The sequence below is a fragment of the Halomonas getboli genome (assembly GCF_023094245.1).
GTDB classification, from domain to species: domain Bacteria; phylum Pseudomonadota; class Gammaproteobacteria; order Pseudomonadales; family Halomonadaceae; genus Halomonas; species Halomonas getboli.
Genome location: NZ_JALMEW010000001.1, coordinates 795,168 through 822,160 on the forward strand (window position 1 = coordinate 795,168; position 26,993 = coordinate 822,160).

Consider the following 26,993-nt stretch of genomic DNA (forward strand, 5'->3'; position numbering starts at 1 on the left):
TCAACCTGCGGCGCAGGACAAGCACGCCGCGACGGCGGGTCGGCGCGGCGAGACGGGGCTTGGGAGAGGCGAAAGGCGGGCTACTGGTGTTCGCGGGGCGTGCACACGGAGAGCACGGTGGCGTCTTCCTCGCTCACCGAGACCAGGGCGTGGCCCATGTCGCTGTCGAAGTAGATGCTGTCGCCCTTGACCAGGTGCAGGGGCTCGTAGAACTCGGAGTAGAGCTGGATCTCGCCCTCGAGCACCATCAGGAACTCCTCGCCGTCGTGGCGCACCCACTGGCAGAACTCGTCGAAGCTGCGCGCCCGCACGATGGTCTTGAACGGGATCATGCGCTTCTGGGCCATCTCGCAGCTCAGCAGCTCGTGCTCGTAGGTAGGCGTCGGGTGCTGCTGGCCGTCGCCGCGGCGGGTCAGGTCGCGGCGGCCCATGGTGCGGGCCTGGGGGCGCGGCTGGGACAGCAGTTGCGGCAGGTCGATGTCCAGGCCGCTGATCAGCTTCTGCACGGCGGTGAAGGTCGGGGAGATCTGGTCGTTCTCGATCTTGGACAAGGTGGAGCGGGCCAGGCCGGTACGCTCGCTGACGTCACCGAGGGTCCACTGGTTGGCCAGGCGGATCTCCTTGAGGCGCTCGCCGAGCCGCAGTGGCTCGACGAAGGCCTTGCGCCCGGAGGCGATGCGCAGGGCGGCATCCTGATCGTTGGTGGCGGGCATGCGGATTCACTATCGGAAACGAGGTTTCCTCCAGACTACCATATCGCCGATCGCCTGCGGACTCCGGTGCGACCCCGCAGTGATGGGAGGCGACATGCCAGCGCCATGACCTCGTCGCGACGCGTCGCGTTTCCGACGTTCCGGAAACGCGGAGGGGCGGATCGCGGGGTCAGTCCAGCGGCAGCCCCATCAGCGCCTTGAGGTGCGCCTCGACGCCGCGGCCCAGGGCGGCGAGATCGTAGCCGCCTTCGAGCACCGAGACCAGGCGGCGCTCGGCGTGCCGCTCGGCGATGTCCATGGCCTGACGGGTGATCCAGTAGTAGTCCTCGTCGTCCAGGCAGAATTCGGCCAGCGGATCGTCGCGGTGGCCGTCGAAGCCGGCCGAGATCAGCACGATTTCCGGGGCGAAGTCGTCGAGGGCGGGCAGCCAGTCCCGTTCGATGGCGCGGCGGAAGGCCGCGCCGTCGGTGCCGGCCGGCAGCGGAGTGTTGACGACGTTGACGGCGTCCGTCTCGAGGTGGCGCCAGGGGTAGAAGGGCGACTGGAAGCTGGTGCAGATCAGCACCCCGGGATCGTCGCGAAAGATGTCGATGGTGCCGTTGCACTGGTGGACGTCGAAGTCGAGGATCGCCACCCGCGTCGCCCCGTGTCTGGCCCGGGCATGGGCGGCGCCGACCGCCACGTTGTTGAAGAAGCAGAAGCCCATCGCCTGGTCGCGCTCGGCGTGATGGCCCGGGGGACGCACCGCGCAGAAGACGTTATCGGCCTGATGGCGATAGACCCGGTCGACGCCGCGCACCACGGCGCCGGCGGCATGACGCGCGGCCAGCAGGCTGTGCGGGTTCATCAGGGTGTCGTCCTCGAGCAGGATCAGGCCGTGCTCGGGCACGCAGGCCTCGAGGCTCTTCAGATGGCTTCTCGGATGCACCCGGGTGATCTGCTTGTCGGTGGCGGCGGGCGCGTCGCCCTGCATGGCCTGCTGCAGCAGGCCGGCGCGCATCAGGCGCGCGTGAATGGCGTCCAGCCGCTTGGGGCTCTCGGGATGTTCGGGCCCCATGTGGTGCCGATGGCACTCGGGGTGGGTCAGGTAGGCCGTGATCATGCAGGGGCTCCAGGCGCGTCAGCCATACCCTAAGCGTGACGGGGCCTTGCGTGACAGTGTCCATAAGTCGTACACAGGAGGCTGAGCCGATTTCCCACGGAGCCCCGGATGAGCACACGCTTCCTGCACCACTTCTTCTCGCCGCGCAGCATCGCCGTGGTCGGGGCCTCGGAAAAGCCGCACTCCATGGGCGGCATCGTGATTCGCAACCTGCTCGAGGGGCGCTTTTCGGGCCCGCTGTGGGCGATCAACCCCAAGGCCTACGACAGCGTGCACGGGGTGAGCTGTGTGTCTCGCGTGACCGATCTGACGGCGGTGCCGGATCTGGCCGTGGTCTGCACGCCCATCGACCGGGTGCCGACGGTGATCGACGAGCTCGGCCGCTTCGGCGTGCGGGCCGCCCTGGTGCTGCCCGGCGGGGCGAACCTGGACGAGGCGCGCGACGGCGAAGGCTCGATCCGCGGCCGCATGCTGACCGCGGCGAGGGCGTCCGGCATCCGGGTGCTGGGGCCGGGCTGCATGGGACTGATCGTGCCCGGGCGTCGGCTCAACGCCTCCTACGCCAGCCAGCCGGTGAAGAAGGGGCGCGTCGCCTACCTGGGGCAGTCGGGCATGCTCGGCAATGCCATGATCGACTGGGCCGCCGGGCGGGGTATCGGCTTCTCCCATCTGCTGACCGTGGGCGACAGCGTCGACGTGTTGCTGCCGGACATGATCGACTACCTCAACCAGTTCGCCCCGACCCAGGCGCTGCTGCTGCATCTGGAACGCATCCACGATGCCCAGCATTTCATGACCGCGGTGCGCGAGGCCTCGCGTCACCGGCTGGTGCTGGCGATCAAGAGCGGGCGCACCGCGGCGTCGGACATCGGCAACCTGCCGCCCACCCCGGGCATCGCCAACCGCGACCAGGTCTTCGACGCGGCCTTCGCCCGGGCCGGGGTGGTGCGGGTCGACGACTCCGACGAGCTGTTCGACGCTCTGGAGACGCTGTCGCGCATGCGCCCGCTCAAGCGCGACCGGCTGGCGGTGGTGTCCAATGGCCTGGGGCCGGCGATGCTGGCCATCGACAAGCTGGTCAGCGCCGGTGGGCGCCTGGCGACGTTCGGCGATGCGACCCGCGAGGCGCTGTGTCGCGACGACATGGACATCAGCAAGCCGGGCGAGAATCCGGTGGACATCGGCGGCAACGCCACGCCGGAGCGCTTTGTCGAGACCGTGGCGCTGGTGGCGGCCGACCCCGGCGTCGACGCCGTGCTGGTGGTGCATGCGCCGACCCGCATGGCGCCGTCGCTCGACACCGCCGAGGCGCTGATCGCCGCCCGCCAGCGGTTCCGGCGCAACCTGCTGACCAGCTGGATGGGCCTCGGTGAGGCGCTATCCGCGCGACAGGCCTGTCACGAGGCCGGCATTCCGACCTATCAATCGCCGGAGAAGGCGGTCAAGGCCTTCATGCACATGGTCAACTATCAGCGGGTGCAGAAGCTGCTGCAGGAAACCCCGCCGAGCCTGCCGTTCGCCACCACCCGCGAGAGTCGGGCAGCGAGCCGGGCCTTGATCGAGCGCGTCAGGGACGAGGGCCGCGAGTGCCTGACCCACTCGGAGGCATCGCGTGTGCTTGCGGCTTACGGCATTCCCGTGGCCGAGAGCCGCTATGCGAACACGCCCCAGCAGGCCGCCCAGGCGGCGCGAACGCTCGCGGGGCCGCTGGCGCTGAAGGTGGTCCACGATGGCAACTGCCGGCCGTTCCGCTATCGCCAGCATCCCCACAAGCTGTCCGCCGGCCTGCTGCAGGACCTGGATGGCCCGGAGCGGGTCGCCGAGGGCGTGGCCCGGCTGGGCGACAAGGTGGCCGAGAAGTTTCCCGCCTTCACGGTGCGCGAGTACTGCCTGCAGCCCATGCAGCGCGGCAAGCACTCGATGCAGCTGTGTGCCGGCATCACCCGCGACCCGGTGTTCGGCCCGCTGATCGTGTTCGGCATCGGCGGCTACAAGGTGAATATCCTCGCCGACCGACAGGTGGCGCTGCCGCCGCTGAACATGAGCCTGGCCGCCGACCTGGTGGGGCGTACCCATGCCGCGCGACTGATTCGCGAGCACTCCAGCGACCCCGAGCGCGATCTGACCCGGATCGGCGAGCTGCTGGTGACGCTGTCGCAGATGGCCAGCGACCTCACCGAGCTGCGCGGGCTGGAACTCAATCCGCTGGTGCTCAATCGCGAGGGCATGCTGGCGGTCGACTTCGCCATGGACCTGGGGTCGCCGGCACGCTTCGCGATCATGCCCTATCCGGAAGAGCTGCGCGAATGGGTGACCCTGAACAACGGCTGGGAGGTCGAGGTGCGGCCGATCCGCGCCGAGGACGCACCGCTGATCACCGGCTTTCACCAGCGGCTCTCCGAGGAGAGCATTCGCTTTCGCTACTTCCATCACAAGGCCGACCTCACCCAGCGCGATCTCTCGCTGCTCTCGCACATCAACTACGACCGCCAGATGGCCTTCATCGCCGAGCACCCGCTGCCCGAGGGTGGCAAGGAGATGCTCGGCGTGGTGCGGGTGTGGAACGATGCCGACAACATCCGCACCGAGTTCTCGATCATCGTGCGCGACGACCTCCAGGGGCTGGGGATCGGCAGCCTGCTGATGGACAAGATGATCCGCTACAGCAAGCGGCTGGGGACGCTGGAGATGATCGGCAAGATCATGGTCGACAACCGGCCGATGCGTGCGCTGATGCAGCAGCTGGGCTTCCGGCTCAGCTACAACATGGAAGAAGAGGTGATGGACGCCGTGCTCAGGCTCAACGAGCCCGAGAGCGACTGGCAGCGGCTGCGTCTGGAGAGCCCGGTGGAAGGTTGAAGGCAAATGCCGAGGTGACCAATGACCCGACCCCGCACGCTGGCGGGGTCGGACAGGTCTATCGGCATGCCAGTCGGCGCGATCAGGGGGCCAGGCGGAAGCTCTGCCAGTGGTCGTCGCGGCGCTCGAAGCGGATGCGGTCGTGCAGGCGGCTGGGCTGGCCTTGCCAGAACTCGATCATGTCCGGCACCAGGCGGTAGCCACCCCAGTGAACGGGGCGCGGAATGTCCTGGCCCTCGTAGGCCTGCTCGAACCGGCTCTCGCGCTCCTCGAGCCACTGACGACCGGGAATCACCACGCTCTGGGTGGCCACCCAGGCGCCCAGCTGGCTGGCACGGGGGCGGCGGGCGAAATAGGCGTCGGACTCTTCCTCGCTGACCTGTTCGACGGCGCCCTCCACGCGGATCTGGCGCGCCAGCGACGGCCACCAGAAGACCAGCGCGGCCTGGGGCACGTTGGCCAGCTCGCTGCCCTTGTGGCTGTGGTAGTTGCTGAAGAAGGTCAGTCCTCGTTCCTCGGCGCCCTTGAGCAGCACCACCCGAGCGTGGGGCAGGCCCTGGCTGTCCACGGTGGCCAGGGTCATGGCGTTGGCGTCCTCACCCTCGGCGTCCAGCGCCAGGGCCAGCCACTCGTCGAACAGCGGCATGGGTTGCTCGGGCAGCTGGGCCTCGTCCAGGCGGCCGCCCTCGTAGTCGCGCCGGATATCGGCGATATCACGTGTCATGGTGTTCTCCTCGAATGTGCCCTCATGGTCGCCGCTCGTCGGCGCGAGCTCAACCTCGACAGGACCATCATACGCGATGCCGATGGCATTCCATTGCGCTGGATCAGCGGTCTCGCGGGATAGCGTGCGGCGTGGGGCTCGTCACTGACCGGCCTTGATCTGGCGGCTGCGAAAGCGGGCGTAGCCCATGCACCCGGTAAACAGCGCCAGCGAAACCAGCGCCTCGATTCCGCCGCGCAGCCATTCGCCGGGCAGCGAGGCGACCATCACCCCCTGGGCGAAGAACAGCAGGCTGACGAAGGCCAGCCAGGCGTGGCCACGGGCTCGCTTTGCGAGGATCGACGGCAGGAACAGCACCAGTGGCAGCACGAAGGCCACCATGGGACCGACGGAGCTGCCGTCGCTCTGGATCGCCATGCCGCGATACAACATCAGGGCCAGCAGCACCACGTAGCTGCCGATGACCAGGCGCCGTGACCGGGCGGTCAGGGCATCGAGCCCGTGGCGGGCTTCCAGGTCTTCCAGCCAGCGCCTCATGAATGATCTCCTGCGCCGTCGAGCGCCAGGGCCAGCCGGGCCAGGCGCCTGCCCTGGGCGTAGGCCAACTGGCGCTCGGTCTCGTCGAGCGGACGGTCGCTGCGCTTGCCGGCCAGATGGCTGGCGCCGTAGGGCGTGCCGCCGCTGTGGGTCTCGGTCAGCTCGGTCTCGCTGTAGGGGAGGCCGGCGTAGACCATGCCGTGGTGCAGCAGCGGCAGCAGCATCGAGATCAGGGTGGTCTCCTGGCCGCCGTGCAGGCTCGAGGTGGAGGTGAAGGCGGTGGCCGGCTTGTCCACCAGGGTGCCGCCCAGCCACAGCTCGCTGGTGGTGTCGACGAAGTGCTTAAGCGGCGCAGCCATGTTGCCGAAGCGGGTGGGGCTGCCCAGCGCCAGGCCGGCACAGTGGCGCAGGTCGTCGAGCTCGGCGTAGATCGCGCCCTCGGCGGGAATCTCGGGGTCGACCGCCTCGCAGGTCGGCGACACCGGAGGCACGGTGCGCAGCCGCGCCTCGATGCCGCGGCAGGATTCGACGCCCGCGGCGAGGCGTTCGGCCATGGCGCGGGTGGCGCCGGAACGGGAATAGTAGAGGATCAGCACATAGGGCAAGGAGGACATGGAACTTCCTGATTCCGAAGAGGAGAGAGCGTCAGTCGAGCAGGGCGAGGATGTCTTCCGGCGGGCGGCCGATGATCGCCCGGCTGCCATCGTCGGCGATGGGGCGCTGCAGGATCTTCGGATGGGCGACGATGGCGTCGATCACCTGCTCCGGGTCGTCGCGGTCGGCGCCAAGGGCCTTCCATTCGGCCTCGCTGGTGCGTACGAGATCCCGCGGCTCGGTGCTCAGGCGCGCCATCAGGGCACGCAGTTCGGCGCCGTCGAGCGGCTCATGCAGGTAGCGGCGTACCTGAACATCGACGCCGCGCTCCTCCAGCAGTGCCAGGGCCTGGCGCGACTTCGAGCAGCGCGGGTTGTGCAGCAGGGTGATCATGGCGAGGGTCCTTGATGTCGTCCGAAAAAATCGTGTCGCGGGTCACAAACGCGGCTCATTGTAGGCCGCGGCCGAATGCGGTCACAACTGCCGCCCCGTCAGTCGCCCTTGGGGCGGCGATGGCGAGGCAGGGTGCGCTCGATGCCGCCCAACACCACCATGATGACCAGCGCCATGAAGGTAACCATGGCGGCCAGCGGGAAGTTGTGGACGCCGGCCGCGATGCCGATGGCCCCGGCCAGCCAGATGGATGCGCCGGTGGTGATGCCGTGGACGCTGGTGCCGCTGCGGATGATGCTGCCGGCGCCCAGGAAGCCGATGCCGCCGATCACGCCCTCAACGATGCGGGTCGGGTCGACGCGGGCGGAGGGGTCGCCCTCGGCGGTGGCGTAGAGGATCTCGAGGCCGACGATCAGGAAGGCTGCGGCGCCCAGCGCCACCAGCATGTGCGAGCGCAGTCCGGCGGGCTTGCCGCGCAACTCGCGCTCGAGCCCCAGGACCAGGGCCAGGCCGGCAGCCACGCCCAGGCGAGCGAACATGTCGAGCAGGGTGATCTCGGTGTCCATGGCGGCGTCCTCGGTCGCGGGTGTTTCCCCCTCGATAGTGCCTGCGATCGGGTGCAAGGGAAAACCAGAGAAATTTATACCGTTATCTTAGATGCTCAAAAAGCATCTGGGTCAGATATCAATCTTCGTCATCCAGGCGACGATAGACCCAGGCCGAGCGGCCGTCGGCGAGTTCGACGCGATCGCGGCGGTAGCGAATGCCGAGATGCTCGTAGCGGTCGAGGCGAGCGAGTTCCTCGGCGCTGACGGTCAGCCGCAGCCCTTTCACCGCGCAGCCGCTGCAGGGCGCCAGATCGAGCCCGGTCCGGCGGTAGCCATCGAGCGTCGCCGGTTCGGGATCGCCCGTGCGGCCATAGGCCACCCAGCGGATCGGCGCATGGGTCAGGGTCCCGTAGACGAACAGCGCATGCGAGCCCTCAGCGATGGGCGCCAGATGCGCGGGGCGCTCGTAGGTCCAGGGGCTGAGCATCGTCAGCCACAGCCAGGCGGCGACCGCCAGCGGGGTGGCCAGCAGCGGCAGGCCGATCAGCAGGCGCGGGGAGGGCATGGAAAGGGCTCCGGGAGAATGAAACGGGCCCATGCTGCCATAGCCGCTCCCGACGCAACAGCGCGGCCGCGCGTCGAGCCTCAGGCCAGGAAGTCCGCCAGTCTCGATGCCTGCCGGAGGACGCCCTCGAGGATGGGATCGCCGGTCGCCGCCGGAAAATCGGCGGGCAGGTCGGCCGCGAGATTGCCGACGATCCGCTCGGCGGAGCCGGCGATCTCTTCCATCAGTGCGGTGACGCGCTCGGGTGAATAGTCGACCTGCTCGGCGGTGGCGAGGAAATGACGGGGCGCCATCCTCGCCCAGCGGTAGTGGCGATTCTTGCCCTTCAGGGCCATGGCCATCTTGGCGCGCTCGGCGGCCATGCTGCCCTGGCGCATGAGCGGGTAGGCCGAGATGACGTCATACATCGGCGTCATGCGATAGGCGCTTCCCGGCTCGAGGAACAGGCTGAAGTTCTTGGCATGCCCGTCGATGGCGGCCAGCAGCCAGAACAGGATCTGGGCCTTGAAGAAGCGCCCCCTGTCCTCGCCGGCCTGCTGCGAGCCCCGCAGCAGTCGCATGGCCTGGGTGATACCCGGGCCGCCGTCGCTTTCGTACTTGAGCGCCGGCGCAATGCCCAGCGCCTGGCAGAAGTCTTCCTGAGGCAGGCGCATGAGCCAGGAGCCGTCCCGCGACCAGCGCCGGTCGAAGCGCTCGACCACCAGCACTTCCTGGTCGCCGAAGCGGGCCAGCTCGGTCTGCGCCACCGGCAAGCCGAAGGCCTCCAGCAGGTGCAGGCACAGCCATTCGTTGGCGTTGCTCTGGCGCAGGTCGATGTTGCTGTGTTCGAGAAAGCCGATCGGCAGCTTGAAGATATGGCTGGTGGGCGTGCTGCCGGTGGGACGCTGCCAGCGGCCCTGGTGCCAGAGCAGCGCCGTCTTTTCCTGGGCACCGGCCAGCGAGATGCGGAAATCCTGCCCCTCGGCCATGCCCAGCGGAGCCTCCTGGTAGCCGACCAGCAGCGACTCGATGGCGCGATCGTCGAGCGGCTCGGCGGTGACGGTATGCACATCGCCGCTCGGGACATCTTCGGGGGACAGCTGGATGGCGCCGACGCAGTCGCGGCCGATGCTCGCCAGCAGATCGAACGGATGGCGCGTCGGCACCCGGAAGCGGGCCTGCATGCGGGCGCGGATCGCCTCCGAATCGGGCAGCAGGTTGTCGAAGAAGTTGTAGACCACTTCGCCGCGATACGCCGCCGTCGCGAGGGGCAGCGACAGCGAGACGGCCCGGGCGCCGGGGCGTTCGGCCCATTCACGGCGGTACTGGAAGGCCATGGCGCCGGAGCGTGCCAGGCTCAGGGTGCCGATCTCGATGCCGTTCATCGCGACGGTGAGATTTGCCATGGCCTACCACTCCTGGTCCCAGCCCGCCTCGGGGCCTGTGGTGTCGTCGGTACGGTCGCGCTCGGTGACGTGAAGCTCCAGCTCGAGGGCCGACAGCAGCTTGAACAGCGTCTCGAGGCGGCTGCGCTCCGGGTGGTGCTCGAAGCCGGAGACGGTCGCCTGCTTGATGCCGATCTGCTCGGCGGTGGCCTGCTGCGTCAGCTGGCGACGCTTGCGTGCGTTCTTCAGCGAGTGCGCGAGCATCTCGGGTGAGGTGATCTTCATGATATCCCCTATAGAGGATAAAAATGTGTTTATCCGCTATAGAGGATATTAGCACAATATCCTCTATAGCGGATATTGTGGCGTCATCTCGACATGCGGTGGCACTGAGCCATTTGCTAGGATGAGCGTTCTACTCAAGCTGGCCAGGAGGTGTGCCATGACGGACCTTCACGACGATGCCGATTTCCAGGCCCTGATGGGCGACGTGACCCCCCTGTCGCGCGGCCAGGGCCGAGCGCATACCGGCCAGACCCGCCGCGGTCCCACCGAGGCGCAGATCGCCAAGCGCGAGAGCGCGGCCGGCGGTGAGGCGGATCGCGATATCCTCTCCGACGACTTCGTCGACCTGGTGCCGCCCTTCGATCCGCTGGACTTTCGCCGCGACGGCATCCAGCGCGGGGTGGCGGAGCGCCTGCGCCAGGGCGGCTACCCGATGCAGGCCAGCCTGCACCTGCTGCGCCGTCCGGTGGAGGAGGCCCGACGGGCGCTGCCGGCCTTCCTGCGCGAGGCCGTCGAGCACGACCTGCGCTCGGTGATGATCGTCCACGGTCGCGGCCGCGAGATCGACAGCCCCGCCAACGTGCTGCGCTCCTATCTGGCCAAGTGGCTGCCGGCCTTCGACGAGGTCCAGGCCTTCGCCTCGGCGACACAGGCCGACGGCGGCCTGGGCGCCACCTGGGTGATGCTGCGCAAGAGCGAGCGGGCGAGGGCGGCCAATCGGGAGCGCCAGCAGAAGCGCCGGGGTTGATGCCGGAAGTGACGGCGTTCGGCTATACGGCGTTAAAAATCAGCTCGCAATGCTCATTTACACCCTCGTAAACTCCGCACGCTCGCTGATTTTTGCCTTGTCTCGCCTTCGCTCGTCGACTTCTCTGCCTCGCAGACTGCGCTCTCGATCTTGGTCGCCAGAAACGACGAAGCCGGCCCTTGGGCCGGCTTCGTGCGTTCTGGCGAGGCGATCCGTCAGGCGACTTCGCCCTTGTGGGCCTCGCGCAGGCGACGGCGGAACAGCGGTTCCGGATCGTCGGTGCCGGGCTGGTAGCTGCGACTGAAGGTGCTCAGGGCGTTCAGGGCGTCCTCGACGACCTGGTCCTCGCGCAGCGAGAAGGCGTCGAAGCCACAGCGCGACATGTAGAACAGCTGGTCGATCAGCACGTCGCCGATGGCGCGGATCTGGCCTTTATAACCGTGCCGCTCGCGCAGCAGGCGAGCGATGCTGTAGCCGCGGCCGTCGGTGAACTTCGGGAAGTCGATGGCCACCAGCGGGGCGGCCTCGAGCTCACGCGCCAGCGCATCGGTCATCTCGGTGTCGCTGGCCAGCCAGGGGGCGACGTCGTCGCCCTTGTCGGAGGCCTGCCAGTCGGCCAGCGGCAGCAGCGCCGGCTGACCTTCCGGGCGCTGGGCGGCGTCCTCGCAGAGGACCCACTCGTCGGTCGCGACGCGCCGGTCGGCGATCAGGGTGCGGGAGGTCTGCTCAGGCATAGACGCGCTCCTTGAAGGGCTTGATGCCGATACGGCGATAGGTGTCGAGGAAGGTCTCGTCGGGCGTGCGCTCGCCGACGTAGACCTGCAGCAGCTTGTCGATCACGCTCGGCACGTCCTCGCGGTAGAAGGAGGGACCGAGGATCTTGCCCAGCGAGGACTCGTTGCCCTGGCTGCCGCCGAGCGAGACCTGATAGTACTCCTCGCCCTTCTTGTCGACGCCGAGGATGCCGATGTGGCCGACGTGGTGGTGACCGCAGGCGTTCATGCAGCCGGAGATGTTGAGCTCCAGCGGGCCCAGGTCGTAGAGGAAGTCGAGGTCCTCGAAGCGCTCCTGGATGGCATGGGCGACCGGGATCGACTTGGCGTTGGCCAGGCCGCAGTAGTCGCCGCCGGGGCAGCAGATAAGGTCGGCCAGGGTGCCCACGGTGGGGTTGGCCAGGCCGAGCTCGTCGAGGCGCTGCCAGAGTTCCTCGATGCGGTCGACGGCCACGTCGGTGAGCACCAGGTTCTGCTCGTGGGTCACGCGCAGCTCGCCGTAGCTGAACTCGTCGGCCAGGTCGGCGATGGCGGCCATCTGATCGGAGGTGACGTCACCCGGCGAGTGCTCGCGGCGCTTCAGCGACAGGGTCACGGCCTTGTAGCCCGGGACCTTGTGGTCGGTGACGTTGTTGGTCACGAAGCGGCCGAAGGCGCGGTTGTCGGCGCGCAGGGCCTCGTAGGCGGCGATCGCCTCGGCGTCGATCTCGCGACGCTCGGGGTCGACGAAATGTTCGGCCACGGACGCCACGGCCTCGTCGGTGAGGGTCTGGGGACCGTCCTTGAGGTGCGCCCACTCTTCCTCGACGCGGCGACGGAACTCGTCGACGCCCAGGGCCTTGACCAGGATCTTGATGCGCGCCTTGAACTTGTTGTCGCGGCGGCCGAACTGGTTGTAGACCCGCAGGATCGCCTCGAGGTAGGTCAGCAGGTGCTGCCAGGGCAGATCCTCGCAGACCGTGTTGCCGATCATCGGCGTACGGCCCAGGCCGCCACCGGCCAGCACCTTGACCCGCACCTCGCCGTCCTCGTTGCGCCAGAAGCGCAGGCCCACGTCATGGACCTGGATCGCCGCGCGATCCTCCTCGGCGCCGGTCACCGCGATCTTGAACTTGCGCGGCAGGTAGGCGAACTCGGGGTGGAAGGTCGACCACTGACGGATCAGCTCGCACCACGGGCGCGGATCGACGTCCTCGTCGGCGGCGATGCCGGAGAACTGGTCGGTGGAGGTGTTGCGGATATCATTGCCGCTGGTCTGGATGGCGTGCATTTCCACGCTGGCCAGGTCGGCGAGGATGTCCGGCACGTCCTCCATCTTGGGCCAGTTCAGCTGCAGGTTGGTGCGCGTGGTGAAGTGGCCGTAACCGCGGTCGTAGCGCGCGGCGATCTCGCCCAGCTTGCGCAGCTGGTAGGACGCCAGCATGCCGTAGGGGATGGCGATGCGCAGCATCGGCGCATAGCGCTGGATATAGAGACCGTTCTGCACGCGCAGCGGCAGGAATTCCTCGTCGCTGATCTTGCCCTCGAGGTAGCGACGCATCTGGTCGCGGAACTGGGCGACGCGTTCGTCGACCAGGGTCTGATCATGGGTGTCGTAGCGATACATTCAGCGCTTACCTGAAACGGGGAAGTGGCGAAGCTTGGCGACTACCTTAACGGGTCGCAATTATTCTATAAAAGAATAAATCTTCATAGTTTATATTCGAAACGGAATGAGCACAGAGCTCGTTCGTCGGCACTTTTGCCTCATACCGCAAGCCGCTGCCAGCCACGGCGCTGCCAGATCAGCATGAAACCGAGGGAATTGAGGCAGCGATAGCCGAGCTGCACCCACCAGATGCCGAGCAGCCCGGCCTCCTGATGCACGCCGACCCACCAGGCCAGCGGCAGCAATATCAGCCATTGTAGCGTCAGGGTGAGGGTCATCACCGTGCGCTGGGCGCCGGCGCCGAGCAGCGCCTGGGCGAACACCAGGGCCGCGGCGTCGAGCACGATCATGGCCGCCGTGAGCTGCAGCGGCAAGCGGCCCAGCGCGATCAGCGCTTCGTCGTGCAGGAACAGCCCCAGCACGACGTCGGGCAACGCCACCATCGGCAGGGCGATCAGCGCCAGGCAGGGAAAGGCCAGGCGCACCACGTCCCAGCCCCAGCGGTGGGCGTCGCGATGGTCATGACGCCCCAGCGACTCGCCGACCAGGCTCATCGCCGCCATGCCCAGCCCCACGCCGGGCAGGATCAGCAGCAGCGACAGGTTCACCAGCACGTGACCGACCGCCACGCTGGCGGTGTCGATCCGGCCCAGGATCCAGAACAGCACCGCGTAGCCGGCGGCGAACCAGATCTGCTGGAAGGAGTGCGGCACGGTCAGGCGCAGGGTGGTGGCGAAGGTGGCGGCGTCGGGGCGGATCGTCAGGAAGCCGCTGCGCCGGGCATGGCGCAGGCTGTGCCACGCCCACATGCCGAGCCCGGCGAACAGCGACAGGGTGGTGCCGGCGCCGGCGCCGGCGCTTCCCATGGCGGGAAGCCCGGCCAGGCCGAAGATCAGCCCCACGCTCGCCACCACGTTGATCAGGTGCATGGCCAGGATGATGCGCAGGTAGAGGCCGGTCTGCTGGATGCCGTTCCAGTAGCCGCGGAAGCAGAAGATCATCGCCACCGGCGCCAGCGACACGACGCGCCACTGGAAGTAGCTCGTGGCCTCGGCATTCACCGCTGGGTCCTGGTTGATCAGCGCCAGCAGGGCGGGCGCCTGCCACAGGCACAGCAGGGTCATCGGGCCGGCCACGGCCAGGGCGATCACGAGGCCGGCATTGAGCGAGACGGCGCAGCGACGCCAGTCCTGCTCGCCGTGGCGACGCGCCGCCTGGGCCTGAACCGCCGACGACAGTCCGAAGACCACCGCGGTGATCAGGAACATCGCGTAGCCGCCGATGCCCACCGCGGCCAGCGGCACCTCGCCGAGCGAGCCCACCAGGGCGGCGTCGACGAGGTTGAGCAGGCTCTGGGTGAGCATGCCGCCGATGATCGGCAGGGCAAGACGCAGGATGGTCTGGCGTCGGGAGGTCTCAGGCAGCATTCGGACTTCCAGCAATGACGACACCGGGCCCGACGTGCGAGCCCGGGGCGAGCGAGACGACCATCAGCTCGGGTCGTAGGAGAGCACCGGCGACAGCCAGCGCTCCATCTCGGCCAGCGTCATGCCCTTGCGTTCGGCCAGCGCCTCGACCTGATCGTGGGTGATCTTGCCGGTGGAGAAATACTTCGACTGCGGATGCGAGAAGTACCAGCCGGAGACCGCGGCGGCGGGCCACATGGCGAAGCTGTCGGTGAGCTCGAGGCCGGCGTTGGCCTCGGCCTGGAGCAGCCGGAACAGGGTGGCCTTCTCGGTGTGGTCGGGGCAGGCCGGGTAGCCCGGCGCCGGGCGGATGCCCTGGTACTTCTCGGCGATCAGCGCCTCGTTGTCGAGGGTCTCGTCGGCGGCGTAGCCCCAGAACTCCTTGCGCACCCGCTCGTGCATGCGCTCGGCGAAGGCCTCGGCGAGGCGGTCGGCCAGCGCCTGGACCATGATGGCGTTGTAGTCGTCGCCCGCGGCCTTGTAGCGATTGGCGAGCTCCTCGACGCCGTGGCCGGTGGTGACGGCGAAGCCGCCGATCCAGTCCGGCTTGCCGGAATCCTTGGGCGCGATGAAGTCGGCCAGGCTGTAGCAGACGCCCTCGCGGTTCTTGGTGGTCTGCTGGCGGATGTGGTGCAGCCGCTCGATGACCTCGCGGCGAGACTCGTCGGCGTAGACCTCGATGACGTCGTCATCGACGACGTTGGCCGGCCACTGGCCGATCACGCCGCGGGCCTGGACCAGCCCCTCGTCGATCAGCTTTCGTAGCATCGCCTGGGCGTCGGCGAACAGGCTGCGCGCCGCCTCGCCGACCACCTCGTCGTCGAGGATCTTCGGGTACTTGCCGGCCAGCTCCCAGCTCATGAAGAACGGCGTCCAGTCGATGCGCTCGACCAGCTCGTTGAGGTCGTAGTCCTCGAACACCTTGAGGCCGGTGAAGCCCGGCGCCGGCGGCGTGTAGCCGTCCCAGTCGAGGACCGGCTTGCGGGCGCGGGCCTCGGCGTAGGACAGATCCGCCGCCTTGGGCCGACGCTTGGCGTTGCGCTCGCGCACGACCTCGTACTCGGCGCGGATCTCGGCCACGTACTCGGGCTTGAGCGCCGGCGACAGCAGCTTGCCGGCCACGCCCACGGCTCGTGAGGCGTCGGTGACGTAGATCACCGGATGCTCGTAGCCCGGCTCGATCTTGACCGCGGTGTGGGCCTTGGAGGTGGTGGCGCCGCCGATCAGCAGCGGGAGCTCGAAGCCCTGACGCTGCATCTCCTTGGCGACGTGGACCATCTCGTCCAGCGACGGGGTGATCAGCCCGGAGAGGCCGATGATGTCGGCGTTCTCTTCCCTGGCCGTCTGCAGGATCTTCTCCGCCGGCACCATCACGCCGAGGTCGATGACCTCGTAGTTGTTGCACTGCAGGACCACGCCGACGATGTTCTTGCCGATGTCGTGGACGTCGCCCTTGACCGTGGCCATGACGATCTTGCCCTTGGCCTGGGTGTCGGCGCTCTTCTCGGCCTCGATGTAGGGAATCAGGTAGGCCACCGCCTGCTTCATGACGCGGGCCGACTTGACCACCTGGGGCAGGAACATCTTGCCGGCGCCGAACAGGTCGCCGACCACGTTCATGCCGTCCATCAGCGGCCCCTCGATCACCTCGATCGGACGAGCGGCCCGCTGGCGGGCGAGTTCGGTGTCTTCCTCGATGTAGGCGGTGATGCCCTTGACCAGCGCATGTTCGATGCGCTTCTCGACCTCCCAGCTGCGCCACTCGAGGTCTTCCTTCTTGGCGCCGCCGGAGCCGTCGCCCTTGTACTCGTCGGCTATCTCCAGCAGCCGCTCGGTGCTGTCGCTGCGGCGATTGAGCACCACGTCCTCGACCGCTTCGCGCAACGCCTCGGGGAGGTCGTCGTAGACCGCCAGCTGGCCGGCGTTGACGATGCCCATGGTCAGCCCGGCGCGGATGGCGTGGTAGAGGAACACCGAGTGGATCGCCTCGCGCACCGGGTTGTTGCCGCGGAACGAGAACGACACGTTCGACACCCCGCCGGAGACCATGGCGTGGGGCAGGTGCTCGCGGATCCAGCGGGTGGCCTCGATGAAGTCGACGGCGTAGTTGTCGTGCTCCTCGATGCCGGTGGCGATGGCGAAGATGTTGGGGTCGAAGATGATGTCTTCGGCGGGGAAACCGATCTCGTCGACCAGCAGGCGATAGGCGCGCTGGCAGATCTCGGTCTTGCGCGCGAAGGTGTCGGCCTGGCCCTGCTCGTCGAAGGCCATCACCACCACGGCGGCGCCGTAGCGCATGCACTTGGTGGCCTGCTCGCGAAAGGCGTCCTCGCCTTCCTTCATCGAGATCGAGTTGACCACCGCCTTGCCCTGGATGCACTTGAGGCCGGCCTCGACGATCTCCCATTTGGAGGAGTCGACCATGATCGGCACCCGAGCGATGTCAGGCTCGCCGGCGATCAGGTTGAGGAAGCGCACCATGGCCTCCTCGGACTCCAGCATGCCCTCGTCCATGTTGACGTCGATGACCTGGGCGCCGTTCTCGACCTGCTCCAGGGCCACCTCCAGGGCGGTGGTGTAGTCCTCTTCCTTGATCAGGCGCTTGAAGCGCGCCGAGCCGGTGACGTTGGTGCGCTCGCCGACGTTCACGAACAGCGAGTCGTGGGCGATGTTGAACGGCTCGAGGCCGGACAGCCGGCAGGCCAGCGCCCGCTCGGGCACCTCGCGGGGCGCGGTGCCCTCGATCGCTCGGTGAATGGCGGCGATGTGCTCGGGGGTGGAGCCGCAGCAGCCGCCGATGATGTTGACCAGGCCGCTCTCGGCGAAGTCGGCGACGATGGCCGCCATCTCCTCCGGCGTCTGGTCGTACTCGCCGAACTCGTTGGGCAGGCCGGCGTTGGGGTGCGCCGAGACGAAGGTGTCGGCCTTGTCGGAGAGCTCCTGGAGGTAGGGGCGCAGCTCTTCGGCGCCCAGCGCGCAGTTCAGGCCGACGGAGATCGGCTTGGCGTGGCGCACCGAGTTCCAGAACGCCTCGGTGGTCTGGCCGGACAGGGTGCGGCCGGAGGCGTCGGTGATGGTGCCCGAGATCATCACCGGCAGGCGCTCGCCGCGATCCTCGAACAGCTCCTCCAGGGCGTAGATGGCGGCCTTGGCGTTCAGGGTGTCGAAGATGGTCTCGATCAGGATCAGGTCGCTGCCGCCCTCGATCAGCGCCTCGGCGGCCTCGCGGTAGTTGTCGCGCAGCTCGTCGAAGGTGACGTTGCGCTTGGCTGGGTCGTTGACATCCGGCGACAGCGAGGCGGTGCGCGAGGTGGGCCCCAGCACGCCGGCCACATAGCGCGGCACGCCGGTTTCCTCGGCGACGGCGTCGCACACCGCGCGGGCCAGCCGCGCCGACTCACGGTTGAGCTCGGCCACCAGCGTCTCCATGCCGTAGTCGGCCTGGGACAGGCGAGTGCTGTTGAAGGTATTGGTCTCGACGATGTCGGCGCCGGCTTCCAGGTAGTCGCGATGGATGCGCGTCACCAGGTCGGGGCAGGTCAGCGCCAGCAGGTCGTTGTTGCCCTTGAGATCGGTGGGCCAGTCGGCGAAACGCTCCCCACGGAACTCTTCCTCCGACAGTGCGGCATTCTGCAGCATGGTGCCCATGCCGCCGTCGAGCATCAGGATACGGCGGCGAAGGCTGTCGGAAAGCGAAGCGGTGAGGGGAGTCGGAACGGCGGCCATGGGTCGAGTCAATCTCCAGCGATAAGGGCATCGGGGCGCGACAACGGCGCGATATTATGTCGTATGGCGTCCGTCGCGAGGCCGGACAAACGCCGCATCTTAGCAAAAGCCGCCGCGCCGCGGCAGGGGCGCGACGCGAGCGTCTTTCATGACGTGCGTGACCGGCGTTCATGCAGCCGGTCAGGATAAAACCCAGTGCGGCAGTCGGGATTGTCAGGGTGGGGGTGGTCGCTTACCATAGGGCCAGACCCTCATCCCGGACTGACCGTGCCGGGCTCGACCAGCGAGAGAGCAATGAGCGAGAGCATACAGATCACCGACAGCGCCCAGGACTACCTTGCCGAGCTGCTGGCCAAGCAGAACGTCGAAGGGATCGCCGTGCGCATCTTCATCACCCAGCCGGGCACGCCCTACGCCGAGACCTGCCTGGCGTACTGCCGGCCCGGCGAAGAGGAGCCGAGCGACGAGCGCCTCGAGCTCGACAAGATCGCCGTCTATCTCGACAAGAACAGCCTTCCCTTCCTTGAGGAAGCGGTGGTCGACTTCAACGCCGATCGCATGGGCGGCCAGCTGACCATCAAGGCGCCCAACGCCAAGATGCCCAAGGTCAACGAGGACAGCCCGCTGGCGGATCGCGTCAACTACGTGCTCTACAGCGAGATCAACCCGGGCCTCGCGGCCCACGGCGGCGAGATCAAGCTGGTCGAGCTGACCGACGAACAGGTGGCCGTGCTGGCCTTCGGCGGCGGCTGCCAGGGCTGCGCCGCGGTCGACCTGACCCTCAAGGAAGGCGTCGAGAAGACCCTGCTCGAGCGCATCCCCGAGCTCGCCGGTATCCGTGACGTGACCGACCACACCGACACCACCAACGCCTACTATCAATAAGGGTGTCGGCGCCGACGACGCGCCGATCAAGCCTTGAGCTAGTTCTGGCTATCCTGTTTCTCGGGCCCCGCATCGTCGGGGCCCGAGGCGTTTTCGGCCGCGGCCTCGAGTCGGGCCTGGCTCTCCTGCATCTTCTCCAGCGATGACCACAGTCGCGCCTCGAGCTGCTGTTCCAGGGCCTCCACTCGGGCCTGACGGCTGGCCAGGGCCGCCTGGGCATCCTCCAGCCGGGCGCCGAGGCGGGTGCGTTCCTCGTCGAGGCCGGTCCGGGCGGTCTCGGCATCGCGCCGCGCCTGCTCCTCGGTGCGCCGCTTCTTCTCTTCTTCCTTCAGTGCCTCCTGCAGCGCCTGCTGCTCCGCCTTGGCGGCCTCGAGACGCTTTTCCAACCGCTCTTGCCGCGTGGCATGGGCCTTCTCGGCGGCCTGGCGCTCCTGGCGGGCCTCGTCGAGCAGCCCCATCAGTCTCGCTTCGGCGGCCTCGTGGCGCTGCTCCTCCTGGGTGAGTCGCGCCTGATGTGCGGTCTCGCTTTCTTCCTGCGCCTGGCGATGGGCCTGGGCCTGGCGTTCCAGCTCGCCCTGAAGCTCGTCCAGGCGTGCCTCCAGCCGGCCGCGGGCCTCGCGCTGACGCGTGGTCTCGGCCTGCTGGGTGTCGTGATCGGCCTGCAGTCGGCTGAGCTCGGCGGTCCGCTCGTTGAGGCGCTCCTCACTGCGGGTCAGGTGTGACGACAGAGCGCTCTCACGCTGCTCGGCGTCCTCGGCGCGACGCTCGGCGGCGGCCACGGCCTGCTGGGCCTCGGCGACTCTGTCGTCGGCCTCGCGGCGGTAGTGGGCCAGCGCCTCGTTGGCGGCCTCCTGGGCCTGCTGCCACAGCGACTCGGCGAGCTCCTGCAGCGGCGCCGGCATGCCGCGTGGCGGCGGCACGTCGCGGTTCTCCTCGCGGCGCTTGCGCCACTCGCGCAGGTGTTCGCTGATGGTGGTGAAGCTGCCGGTGCCGAGCGTCTCGCGGATCCGCTGCACGCTGGGCGCCTGTCCGGCGGCCATCAGCTCGTCGATCGCCCGTTGCACGTCTTCATAGCGTACGCCGCTGCGTGCCATGCCGTTCTCCTCGTTTCATGAGTCCGCCCGTCGGGGCTTTCAGATCGCACTATACCTGGCCCGGGCGTGCGGATAAAGATAATTACATTAAACGTAATACGTAATTTACATTATCAAAAGAAGCAAATAATCAAGATTACGCGGCTTATCTTGATTATCCGGTGCGTAACGCCGATACTGCGGCCAGATGGAGCAGATGATTGAATTCAAAGGGCGAAATGCGGATGAAAACTGGCGGGAAGGGTGGGCCGGCGCCCGGCTCGGTCGCCAGCTGCGACGCAACAGCCACGAGGGAGGTGTAAGCGGCCTTGGAAAGGGATAGCGAGAAGCAGGGCGCGTGGATGACCCGGGCGGCGGCGTTGAATGAGGCGATGGGCGAGCTGTCGACGACATCGACGGTGGCTCCAGCTGCCGGACACGCCCATATCGCCGCGACCAGCGATGCCGAGGCGGTGGCCCAGTGGCTCGGCGAGTATCGCGCCAGCCCCAACACCCAGCGGGCCTATCGGCGCGAGGCGGAGCGGCTGCTGCTGTGGCTGGCCGAGCAGGGGCTAGCGCTCGGCGAGGTGCGCCGCGATCATCTGGACGCCTTCGAGGCCTTTCTGACCGATCCGCAGCCCCGCGAGCGCTGGACCGGGCCGACCCGGCCGCGGCACGATCCTCGCTGGCGGCCGTTCCGCGGCCCGCTGTCGCCGGCCAGCCGCCGCCAGTGCCTGGTGATCCTGCAGGGACTGTTCGCCTGGCTGGTGGAGGCGGGCTGGGTCCGGCACAACCCGTTCCGGCTGATGCGCGACAAGCGCCGCCGGCTGGACAATCGCCAGGGCAGGGTGGAGCGCTACCTGGAGAAGCCGCTGTGGGACTGGCTATGGCAGTGGCTGAACGAGGCGCCGGGCGACGATGCCGCGCCGCGGGCACGCTTCGAGCACCAGCGCCGCCGCTTCGCGTTCGGCTTCGCCTACCTGCTCGCGCCGCGGATCGGCGAGATGGCGACGGCCCGCATGCACGACTTCCATCGCCGCGAGGATCGCTGGTGGTGGCATACGGTGGGGAAGGGAGGCAAGGCGGCGAGCATCCCAGTGCCGCCGGACATGATGCACCTGCTTGGCCAGTGGCGAGCGACGCTCGGCCTTGCCCCGGAGCCCGGACCGGACGAAGCCACGCCGCTGCTGCGCGGGCTCGACGGCCAACGCGGCCTGGGCGAGAACCGGCTCTATCGGCTGATGCGTGAGGCCTTCGCTCGGGCCGCGGACGATCTGGAGGCGCGCCAGGGTCGGAACAGCGCCCGCGAGGTCGCGCTGCTGCGCCGGGCCACGCCGCACTGGCTGCGTCATACCGCGCTCACCCACCAGGCCCAGGCCGGCGTCGAGCTGCGCTATCTCGCCGAGACGGCTCGGCATTCGCGGCTCGACACCACCGCCCGCTACCTGCACGCGGAGGACACCGAGTGGCATCGCCAGCAGTCGCGTCACGGGCTGTCGTCGGGGGCGGACGACGACGGCGGCCAACCGTTATAATGCCAGTAACCGTTTCAAGGAGTGTTGCATGACCACCACAACCGCCGAACAGGCCCAGCAGGAACTCGTCGACGAGTTCGAGATGTTCGACAACTGGATGGACCGCTACCAGTACATCATCGACATGGGCAAGCAGCTGCCGGCCTTCCCCGAGGAGTGGAAGCGCGACGAGCTCAAGATCCAGGGCTGCCAGTCCAACGTCTGGATGCACCACGAGCGCGACGGCGAGCGCCTCAAGTTTCAGGCGATCTCCGACGCCGCCATCGTCTCCGGGCTGATCGCCGTGCTGCTGCGCATCTACGACGACCGCCGCCCGGAGGACATTCGCGACACCAGTCCGCACTTCCTCGAGGACCTGGGTCTCGACAAACACCTCTCGCCGACGCGCAGCAACGGCCTGAATGCCATGCTCGAGCGCATCTATCGCGTCGCCGAGCAGGAAGCCGCATAGGCTCTGGCCGGCATCAAGCAAACCGCCCGCAGGCGATCCATCGATTATCGATGCGGATCATCTGCGGGCGGTTTGGGTTTGGATTTGGATACCGACACGGCCGCGTACTGCGCCTATCGCGTTACCTTGTCGTGCGGCGATGCATCATCGGCATCGCGAGGGCGGAAACGCTCGTCGAGATCGGGGTCTTCCCGGCACAGCCGTTCGCTGGGGCCGCCGGGCACCGGGTCGATGCCGCCCTCGGCGCCGGGATGGCAGCGCAGGATGCGGCGCAGGCCCAGCCAGCCGCCCTTGAGCGGGCCGTGCACCTTCAGCGCCTCGGCCGTGTAGTGGGAGCAGCTCGGCCAGTAGCGGCAGCGCGGGCCGAGCAGCGGGCTCAGGATCAGCTGGTAGGCCCTGACCAGGGCCAGCAGCGGCCAGGTCACCAGACGTTCGGCGAGGCGCCGGCCGCGGTGGAGCAGGGCGGTCATGGCCTCAGCGCTTGCCGTAGAGGGCCTCGGGGTCGATCAGCGGCGCCGAGATGATGCGCGCGTCGTCGCCCTCGAGGGACACGTAGAAGCAGCTGCGGCGGCCGGAGTGACAGGCCGGGCCGGTCTGGTCGACCTGCAGCAGCAGAGTGTCGCCGTCGCAGTCGAGGGCGGCGCCGTGCAGCAGCTGCTGCTGACCGGAGGACTCGCCCTTGCGCCACAGCTTGCCGCGTGAGCGCGACCAGTAGCAGACGCGGCCGGTGCCCAGGGTTTCTTCCAGCGCCTCGCGGTTCATCCACGCCATCATCAGCACCTCGCCGCTGTCGTGCTGCTGGGCGATGGCGGGCATCAGGCCGTCGTCGTTGAAGCGGATGGCGTCGAGGATCTCGCCGATCGGGCGACGGCTGTCGAGCGCCGCGCCTTCCAGGCGCTTGAAGGTATCGGTCATGGAGGCTCCGGCTCAGGAGGTGGCGGTGGCCGACCGGCAGGCGTCGCACTGGCCGAGCAGCTCGATGGTCTGGCGCTGCACCACGAAACCGAGCTCGCGGGCATGGCGGCCGAGCTGGGCGTTGATGTCGTCGAGGTGAAGCTCCTCGACCCGGCCGCAGTCGCGGCAGATCAGCAGCTGGAAGCCGTGGGCGTGCTCAGGGCAGGGGCAGGCCACGTAGGCGTTGAGCGATTCGATGCGGTGCACCAGCCCCTGGTCGATGAGGAATTCCAGGGCGCGATAGACCGTGGGCGGTCGGGCCGAGGCGTGCTCGGCGGCCAGCCGGTCGAGCAGCTCGTAGGCCTTGAGGCCGCCTCGGGTCTCGGCGATCAGCTGCAGCACCCGCTGGCGAATCGGGGTGAAGCGTACGCCGCGCTGGCGGCACTGGCGCTCGGCCTGTTGCATCAGGGCGCTGGAATCGGTCATGCGGGCCATGCGGTCGTGGATGGAGGGCCACATTCTACGCGCCCGGCCTGCTCCGAGCCAGCCGGGCTTACGGCGTCGATGGGGATGAGGGAAAGGCCGAGGAGGGGCGGCCTCAGGCCTCGGCCGTCTCCTCGGCCACGCGCTCCAGCTCGCTGCGGCGGGCGAAGTGGTGCTGGGCGAAGGCCACGCGCTCCTCGGGCGAGACGCCCGCCGGCTGGCGTTCGATCAGGTCGAGCCTCGGCTGCAGCCCCTCGCCGTTGGCCATCTGGATCGCCAGGCCGGGGCGGGCGTTGAGCTCCAGCAGCATCGGTCCGTGCTGGCGGTCGATCACCATGTCGGTGCCGAGATAGCCCAGCGCGGTCATTTCGTAGCAGCTGGCCGCCAGTTCGAGCAGCGTCTTCCAGCCGGGGATGTGCAGGCTGGCCAGCTCGTGGCCGGTGTCCGGATGGTCGTGGCGGGCGCGATCGAACTGCACGCCGCGGATCGCCGTGCCGCTGGCGATGTCGATGCCCACGCCGACCGCGCCCTGGTGCAGGTTGGCCTTGCCGTCCGAGGCGGCGGTCGACAGGCGCATCATGGCCATCACCGGATAGCCCTGGAAGACGATGACGCGAATGTCCGGCACGCCCTCGTAGCTGTACTCGGCGAAGGACTCGTCGAAGTCGATCAGCGCCTCGATCAACGCCACGTCCGGCGAGCCGCCCAGCGAATAGAGCCCCGACAGGATGTTCGAGACGTGGCGTTCGACGTCCTCCAGCGTGAGGTGCGCGCCGCTGGGCTTGACGAAGTGGGCGCCCTCGCGCTTCTCGATGACCAGGATGCCCTTGCCGCCGCTGCCCTTGGCCGGCTTGATCACGAAGCCGCCGTGGGCGGCCAGCATCTCGTGGATGTGCTTGACGCCGAACTGGGTCGACACGGTGCCGATCAGCGCCGGCGTGGTGATGGCGTACTGCTGGGCGAGCAGCTTGGTCTTGAGCTTGTCATCGACCAGCGGATACAGCCGCCGGTCGTTGTAGCGGCCGATATAGCGGATATTGCGCTGGTTCATGCCGATGATGCCCTTGGCGCGCAGCTTGCCCGGGGAGGTCCACATGCGATCAGTCCTCCGTCACCGGCTTGAAGCGACGCAGCTCCAGCAGCCGGTAGCCGGTGTAGTTGCCGAGCATCAGGATCAGTGCCATCAGGATCAGCTGCACCCCGAGGAAGTTGAAGGTGATGTGGCGGATCCAGGGGTTGTTCATCGCCAGGTAGGCCAGCACCGCGGTCAGCATGCTGCCACCGCCCTGAATCAGCACCTCCTTGGGACCTTCCTCTTCCCACAGGATCGACATGCGCTCGATGGTCCACGACAGGATGATCATCGGGAAGAAGGTGATCTGCAGGCCGGCGTTGAGGCCGAGCTTGAACGACAGCACCGAGAACAGGGAGATAATGGCGATGACCGTGATGATCACCGCCGTGACCCTGGCCACCAATAGCAAGTTCAAGTAAGACAGGTAGTTGCGGATCACCAGCCCGACGGCGACCACCAGCAGGAAACCGACCAGGCCGGTCACCAGCGTGGTCTGGATGAAGGCCAGCGCCACCAGCACCGGCATGAAGGTGCCCGAGGTCTTGATGCCGATCAGCACCCGCAGCAGCACCACGACCAGCGCGCCGATGGGAATCAGCAGGATGGTCTGGAACAGCGCCTGTTCTTCCAGCGGCAGGCTGTGAATCGAGAAGTTGAGCAGGGTGTCGCTGTCCTTGGCCAGTTGACTGCGCACCGCGGCGGCGGCGGGCTGGCTGCGGGAGATCATCGAGAAGCTGACGCCCGAATTGGTGCCGCCCTGGACCTCGAGCACCGGATGGCCGGCGTTCTCCCACATCAGCAGGTTGTCCGGACGACCGCGCTCGCCGGTGGTCGGGTCGAACAGTGCGCTGTCGTTGCCGTCGTAGACCTGGATCCAGGAGGTCAGCGTCTGGCGACGCCGGCCGTTCTCCAGCATCAGGCCGCTGACCTGGCGAGCCGGTACGCCGGCCTGGTCGAACAGCCGCATCAACAGCGGCACGCGGTCGAACTGGGTCAGCAGCAGGCGCGCGTTCTCGCCGCGGCTGGTGTCGTTGAAGTCCTGTATCAGCTGATGGGCGAAGGTGAAGGCGTCGGCGCTGCGCGACCAGGCATCGTCGATGACCGCCTGGGCCGCGGTGTCATAAGGAGGTTCCCAGACGACGTTCTGCGCCGGCTGGGGAGGCGGTATCGGCGCGGCCTTGGCGTCAGGGGCGACCAGGATCTGGGCGCTGTAATACAGGCGCTGGCTGCCCTCGGCGTCGCGCACGGCCCACTCGGCGCGCCGAGCGCCGCCGTCTTCCAGGTAGTTCAGGCCGTAGCCGGGAGACGCCGTATGCTCGGTCAGCACCCGGAACCCCTGCTGGGTGGACGGCAGCGCCAGGTCCACCTTGGCCGGACCACCGTCGGCGCGGAAGTTGACCTGGGCTTCGATTTCCCAGATCTGGCGCTGTTCGCCCGGCGTCCATGGCACCTCGAATTCGATGTGGCGATGGACGCTCATGGCGATGCCGGTGACCAGCAGCAGCGCAACGATCAGGTAGAAGGGCAGTCGGGACATATCGGCTTCCTTGGGCGCGTGACGAGGGCTCGCTGACGGATCAGGGCGCCGTCGTCTCGTCTTGTGTCTCGGGCGCGTCGTCGGCTTCCGCTGCCGACGGCGTGGGAAAATCGGGGCGATCGTAGATATGGCGGCGCGCCACGTCGATGATGGCGATGTCCATCAGGAAACGACGCCCGAGCAGCATCGGGTAGTCGAGGTTGGTGCGATCGCTGAGGGTGAACTCCACATTTTCATGCAGCGGCCCCAGGGTCATCAGCAGGCTGATCACGGGACGCGATTCCTCGCCGTTGGCCTGGATGATCTTGACGCGACGTTCGACCGGGACTTCGATCCACTTGTCGCGCACCGATGCGACGACATCATCCTGATCGTTGAGTCCCAGCTTGAAGCGCACCCAGTCCTCGCCGTCGCGCTCGAACGGCGTGATGTCGGTGGCCGACAGGGATGATGTGGTCGCACCGGAATCGATTCGGGCTTCCAGATAGGTGCCGACCTCGGGCAGGCCGACCCATTCGCTGCTGCCGACCAGGGTCTTGTTCTCGAGCCGCTCGTCGACGGTGGGACAGCTGCTGGTGGTCGATTCCTGTTGAGCGTCGCCGCTCAGGGCCTGGAGGTCGCTGCGCACGCCGCGCAGCAGATACCCGACCTCGCGCACGTCGGCGCGCAGCCCCAGCTGTTCCTGGCGCTGTTCGCCGAGCGCCTGCTGACGCACATCGCAGCGAGCGGCCAGGTCGGCTTCCAGCCGGTCGATGCGATCCGCGAAGGCCTGCTGTGACACGGGTTCGGGCGGCGCTTCGTGCTGGGGCACCAGACCGCAGCCACCGAGGGACAGCAGGGCGGCGAGGGGTGCGATCAGCAGGGGGCGAATCGGCATGTCGACGACATCCTTGGCTTCAGGCGAGTGGTGAGGCGAAGGCCTCGCGAACTGACGGGATGATAAGGAGCGGGGAACGAGCTGTCCATGTCGTGCCGGGCGCGGAGGCGATGCGGCCGGGAATGGTGCGGCAATATG

At 67.9% G+C, this 26,993-nt stretch carries 26 protein-coding genes; 5 read left to right on the forward strand and 21 right to left on the reverse strand.

Features of this window, described 5'->3' with window-relative positions:
* Nucleotides 1-80 precede the first annotated feature (80 nt).
* A complete protein-coding gene (locus tag MYL53_RS03840) occupies nucleotides 81-713 on the reverse strand; it encodes a helix-turn-helix domain-containing protein (RefSeq protein WP_247852094.1) in 633 nt (210 codons plus the stop codon).
* Between the two features lie 169 nt (nucleotides 714-882).
* Nucleotides 883-1,815: a histone deacetylase family protein gene (locus tag MYL53_RS03845; protein WP_247852095.1), complete on the reverse strand. Its 933-nt coding sequence runs from the start codon at nucleotides 1,813-1,815 to the stop codon at nucleotides 883-885.
* A 108-nt stretch (nucleotides 1,816-1,923) separates the two neighbouring features.
* Between MYL53_RS03845 and MYL53_RS03850 the strand changes: the two genes are divergently transcribed.
* Complete coding sequence (locus tag MYL53_RS03850) at nucleotides 1,924-4,674, forward strand: bifunctional acetate--CoA ligase family protein/GNAT family N-acetyltransferase (protein ID WP_247852096.1); 2,751 nt, start codon at nucleotides 1,924-1,926, stop codon at nucleotides 4,672-4,674.
* 82 nt (nucleotides 4,675-4,756) lie between these two features.
* Here the strand turns inward: MYL53_RS03850 and pdxH are convergent, their stop codons facing one another.
* From pdxH to MYL53_RS03890, 8 genes are all read right to left on the reverse strand, one after another.
* Nucleotides 4,757-5,398: a pyridoxamine 5'-phosphate oxidase gene (gene pdxH, locus MYL53_RS03855; protein ID WP_247852097.1), complete on the reverse strand. Its 642-nt coding sequence runs from the start codon at nucleotides 5,396-5,398 to the stop codon at nucleotides 4,757-4,759.
* Nucleotides 5,399-5,539: 141 nt separating this feature from the next.
* Entirely contained in the window at nucleotides 5,540-5,935 is a 396-nt protein-coding gene (locus MYL53_RS03860; RefSeq protein ID WP_247852098.1) for a DUF2069 domain-containing protein, read from the reverse strand.
* Entirely contained in the window at nucleotides 5,932-6,549 is a 618-nt protein-coding gene (gene wrbA / locus MYL53_RS03865) for an NAD(P)H:quinone oxidoreductase (RefSeq protein ID WP_247852099.1), read from the reverse strand. The genes MYL53_RS03860 and wrbA overlap by 4 nt, the downstream gene beginning before the upstream one ends.
* Before the next feature lie 31 nt (nucleotides 6,550-6,580).
* Nucleotides 6,581-6,922 (reverse strand): arsenate reductase (glutaredoxin), encoded by a 342-nt coding sequence (gene arsC / locus MYL53_RS03870; RefSeq protein ID WP_247852100.1) that lies wholly within the window; start codon nucleotides 6,920-6,922, stop codon nucleotides 6,581-6,583.
* Nucleotides 6,923-7,020: 98 nt separating this feature from the next.
* Nucleotides 7,021-7,488 (reverse strand): MgtC/SapB family protein, encoded by a 468-nt coding sequence (locus MYL53_RS03875; protein WP_247852101.1) that lies wholly within the window; start codon nucleotides 7,486-7,488, stop codon nucleotides 7,021-7,023.
* Between the two features lie 118 nt (nucleotides 7,489-7,606).
* Complete coding sequence (locus tag MYL53_RS03880) at nucleotides 7,607-8,035, reverse strand: gamma-glutamylcyclotransferase family protein (RefSeq protein WP_247852102.1); 429 nt, start codon at nucleotides 8,033-8,035, stop codon at nucleotides 7,607-7,609.
* Nucleotides 8,036-8,115: 80 nt separating this feature from the next.
* Nucleotides 8,116-9,420 (reverse strand): type II toxin-antitoxin system HipA family toxin, encoded by a 1,305-nt coding sequence (locus MYL53_RS03885; protein WP_247852103.1) that lies wholly within the window; start codon nucleotides 9,418-9,420, stop codon nucleotides 8,116-8,118.
* Nucleotides 9,421-9,423: 3 nt separating this feature from the next.
* Entirely contained in the window at nucleotides 9,424-9,684 is a 261-nt protein-coding gene (locus tag MYL53_RS03890; protein WP_247852104.1) for a helix-turn-helix domain-containing protein, read from the reverse strand.
* Between the two features lie 157 nt (nucleotides 9,685-9,841).
* Here MYL53_RS03890 and smrA point away from each other — a divergent pair, with 157 nt between their 5' ends.
* A complete protein-coding gene (smrA, locus tag MYL53_RS03895; RefSeq protein ID WP_247852105.1) occupies nucleotides 9,842-10,432 on the forward strand; it encodes a DNA endonuclease SmrA in 591 nt (196 codons plus the stop codon).
* 215 nt (nucleotides 10,433-10,647) lie between these two features.
* Here smrA and MYL53_RS03900 read toward each other — a convergent pair whose 3' ends face one another.
* The 4 genes from MYL53_RS03900 to metH all read right to left on the reverse strand — a co-directional run bounded on the left by MYL53_RS03900 (nucleotide 10,648) and on the right by metH (nucleotide 18,045).
* A complete protein-coding gene (locus MYL53_RS03900) occupies nucleotides 10,648-11,166 on the reverse strand; it encodes a DUF934 domain-containing protein (RefSeq protein ID WP_247852106.1) in 519 nt (172 codons plus the stop codon).
* Entirely contained in the window at nucleotides 11,159-12,811 is a 1,653-nt protein-coding gene (locus tag MYL53_RS03905) for a nitrite/sulfite reductase (protein WP_247852107.1), read from the reverse strand. Before MYL53_RS03905 ends, MYL53_RS03900 begins: the two co-directional genes overlap by 8 nt.
* A 140-nt stretch (nucleotides 12,812-12,951) precedes the next feature.
* A complete protein-coding gene (locus MYL53_RS03910) occupies nucleotides 12,952-14,280 on the reverse strand; it encodes an MATE family efflux transporter (protein ID WP_247852108.1) in 1,329 nt (442 codons plus the stop codon).
* Between the two features lie 63 nt (nucleotides 14,281-14,343).
* Nucleotides 14,344-18,045, reverse strand: a complete 3,702-nt coding sequence (gene metH, locus MYL53_RS03915) for a methionine synthase (RefSeq protein ID WP_247852109.1) — start codon at nucleotides 18,043-18,045, stop codon at nucleotides 14,344-14,346.
* Nucleotides 18,046-18,339: 294 nt separating this feature from the next.
* Between metH and nfuA the strand changes: the two genes are divergently transcribed.
* Nucleotides 18,340-18,930, forward strand: a complete 591-nt coding sequence (gene nfuA, locus MYL53_RS03920; protein WP_247852110.1) for a Fe-S biogenesis protein NfuA — start codon at nucleotides 18,340-18,342, stop codon at nucleotides 18,928-18,930.
* A 38-nt stretch (nucleotides 18,931-18,968) separates the two neighbouring features.
* Here the strand turns inward: nfuA and MYL53_RS03925 are convergent, their stop codons facing one another.
* Nucleotides 18,969-20,024: a DNA-binding protein gene (locus tag MYL53_RS03925; RefSeq protein WP_247852111.1), complete on the reverse strand. Its 1,056-nt coding sequence runs from the start codon at nucleotides 20,022-20,024 to the stop codon at nucleotides 18,969-18,971.
* Between the two features lie 371 nt (nucleotides 20,025-20,395).
* Between MYL53_RS03925 and MYL53_RS03930 the strand changes: the two genes are divergently transcribed.
* Complete coding sequence (locus MYL53_RS03930) at nucleotides 20,396-21,538, forward strand: tyrosine-type recombinase/integrase (protein ID WP_247852387.1); 1,143 nt, start codon at nucleotides 20,396-20,398, stop codon at nucleotides 21,536-21,538.
* A gap of 28 nt (nucleotides 21,539-21,566) precedes the next feature.
* On the forward strand, nucleotides 21,567-21,989 hold the full coding sequence (locus tag MYL53_RS03935) for a SufE family protein (RefSeq protein ID WP_247852112.1): 423 nt from the start codon (nucleotides 21,567-21,569) through the stop codon (nucleotides 21,987-21,989).
* Nucleotides 21,990-22,102: 113 nt separating this feature from the next.
* On the opposite strand, the gene yidD is transcribed toward MYL53_RS03935, so the two are convergent.
* The 6 genes from yidD to MYL53_RS03965 all read right to left on the reverse strand — a co-directional run bounded on the left by yidD (nucleotide 22,103) and on the right by MYL53_RS03965 (nucleotide 26,855).
* On the reverse strand, nucleotides 22,103-22,459 hold the full coding sequence (gene yidD / locus MYL53_RS03940) for a membrane protein insertion efficiency factor YidD (RefSeq protein WP_247852113.1): 357 nt from the start codon (nucleotides 22,457-22,459) through the stop codon (nucleotides 22,103-22,105).
* 4 nt (nucleotides 22,460-22,463) lie between these two features.
* Nucleotides 22,464-22,904, reverse strand: a complete 441-nt coding sequence (gene hisI, locus MYL53_RS03945) for a phosphoribosyl-AMP cyclohydrolase (RefSeq protein WP_247852114.1) — start codon at nucleotides 22,902-22,904, stop codon at nucleotides 22,464-22,466.
* A gap of 12 nt (nucleotides 22,905-22,916) precedes the next feature.
* Complete coding sequence (locus tag MYL53_RS03950) at nucleotides 22,917-23,369, reverse strand: Fur family transcriptional regulator (protein ID WP_247852388.1); 453 nt, start codon at nucleotides 23,367-23,369, stop codon at nucleotides 22,917-22,919.
* 112 nt (nucleotides 23,370-23,481) lie between these two features.
* On the reverse strand, nucleotides 23,482-24,462 hold the full coding sequence (locus tag MYL53_RS03955) for an alpha-L-glutamate ligase-like protein (protein WP_247852115.1): 981 nt from the start codon (nucleotides 24,460-24,462) through the stop codon (nucleotides 23,482-23,484).
* Between the two features lie 4 nt (nucleotides 24,463-24,466).
* Nucleotides 24,467-25,978 carry an inactive transglutaminase family protein gene (locus MYL53_RS03960; protein WP_247852116.1) on the reverse strand — a complete coding sequence of 504 codons (1,512 nt, stop codon included), beginning with the start codon at nucleotides 25,976-25,978 and terminating at the stop codon, nucleotides 24,467-24,469.
* A gap of 40 nt (nucleotides 25,979-26,018) precedes the next feature.
* A complete protein-coding gene (locus MYL53_RS03965) occupies nucleotides 26,019-26,855 on the reverse strand; it encodes an ATP-dependent zinc protease family protein (protein WP_247852117.1) in 837 nt (278 codons plus the stop codon).
* Between the last annotated feature and the right edge of the window lie 138 nt (nucleotides 26,856-26,993).

Coding starts and splice junctions, on each gene's coding strand:
- metH (WP_247852109.1), bottom strand. CDS start 18,045: ATGGCCGCCGTTCCGACTCCCCTCACCGCTTCGCTTTCCGACAGCCTT.
- MYL53_RS03850 (WP_247852096.1), top strand. CDS start 1,924: ATGAGCACACGCTTCCTGCACCACTTCTTCTCGCCGCGCAGCATCGCC.
- MYL53_RS03955 (WP_247852115.1), bottom strand. CDS start 24,462: ATGTGGACCTCCCCGGGCAAGCTGCGCGCCAAGGGCATCATCGGCATG.
- MYL53_RS03845 (WP_247852095.1), bottom strand. CDS start 1,815: ATGATCACGGCCTACCTGACCCACCCCGAGTGCCATCGGCACCACATG.
- MYL53_RS03890 (WP_247852104.1), bottom strand. CDS start 9,684: ATGAAGATCACCTCACCCGAGATGCTCGCGCACTCGCTGAAGAACGCA.
- MYL53_RS03935 (WP_247852112.1), top strand. CDS start 21,567: ATGACCACCACAACCGCCGAACAGGCCCAGCAGGAACTCGTCGACGAG.
- MYL53_RS03885 (WP_247852103.1), bottom strand. CDS start 9,420: ATGGCAAATCTCACCGTCGCGATGAACGGCATCGAGATCGGCACCCTG.
- nfuA (WP_247852110.1), top strand. CDS start 18,340: ATGAGCGAGAGCATACAGATCACCGACAGCGCCCAGGACTACCTTGCC.
- MYL53_RS03880 (WP_247852102.1), bottom strand. CDS start 8,035: ATGCCCTCCCCGCGCCTGCTGATCGGCCTGCCGCTGCTGGCCACCCCG.
- hisI (WP_247852114.1), bottom strand. CDS start 22,904: ATGACCGATACCTTCAAGCGCCTGGAAGGCGCGGCGCTCGACAGCCGT.
- MYL53_RS03840 (WP_247852094.1), bottom strand. CDS start 713: ATGCCCGCCACCAACGATCAGGATGCCGCCCTGCGCATCGCCTCCGGG.
- arsC (WP_247852100.1), bottom strand. CDS start 6,922: ATGATCACCCTGCTGCACAACCCGCGCTGCTCGAAGTCGCGCCAGGCC.
- wrbA (WP_247852099.1), bottom strand. CDS start 6,549: ATGTCCTCCTTGCCCTATGTGCTGATCCTCTACTATTCCCGTTCCGGC.
- MYL53_RS03875 (WP_247852101.1), bottom strand. CDS start 7,488: ATGGACACCGAGATCACCCTGCTCGACATGTTCGCTCGCCTGGGCGTG.
- MYL53_RS03960 (WP_247852116.1), bottom strand. CDS start 25,978: ATGTCCCGACTGCCCTTCTACCTGATCGTTGCGCTGCTGCTGGTCACC.
- MYL53_RS03910 (WP_247852108.1), bottom strand. CDS start 14,280: ATGCTGCCTGAGACCTCCCGACGCCAGACCATCCTGCGTCTTGCCCTG.
- MYL53_RS03965 (WP_247852117.1), bottom strand. CDS start 26,855: ATGCCGATTCGCCCCCTGCTGATCGCACCCCTCGCCGCCCTGCTGTCC.
- MYL53_RS03930 (WP_247852387.1), top strand. CDS start 20,396: ATGGGCGAGCTGTCGACGACATCGACGGTGGCTCCAGCTGCCGGACAC.
- smrA (WP_247852105.1), top strand. CDS start 9,842: ATGACGGACCTTCACGACGATGCCGATTTCCAGGCCCTGATGGGCGAC.
- MYL53_RS03925 (WP_247852111.1), bottom strand. CDS start 20,024: ATGGCACGCAGCGGCGTACGCTATGAAGACGTGCAACGGGCGATCGAC.
- pdxH (WP_247852097.1), bottom strand. CDS start 5,398: ATGACACGTGATATCGCCGATATCCGGCGCGACTACGAGGGCGGCCGC.
- MYL53_RS03950 (WP_247852388.1), bottom strand. CDS start 23,369: ATGACCGATTCCAGCGCCCTGATGCAACAGGCCGAGCGCCAGTGCCGC.
- MYL53_RS03900 (WP_247852106.1), bottom strand. CDS start 11,166: ATGCCTGAGCAGACCTCCCGCACCCTGATCGCCGACCGGCGCGTCGCG.
- MYL53_RS03860 (WP_247852098.1), bottom strand. CDS start 5,935: ATGAGGCGCTGGCTGGAAGACCTGGAAGCCCGCCACGGGCTCGATGCC.
- yidD (WP_247852113.1), bottom strand. CDS start 22,459: ATGACCGCCCTGCTCCACCGCGGCCGGCGCCTCGCCGAACGTCTGGTG.
- MYL53_RS03905 (WP_247852107.1), bottom strand. CDS start 12,811: ATGTATCGCTACGACACCCATGATCAGACCCTGGTCGACGAACGCGTC.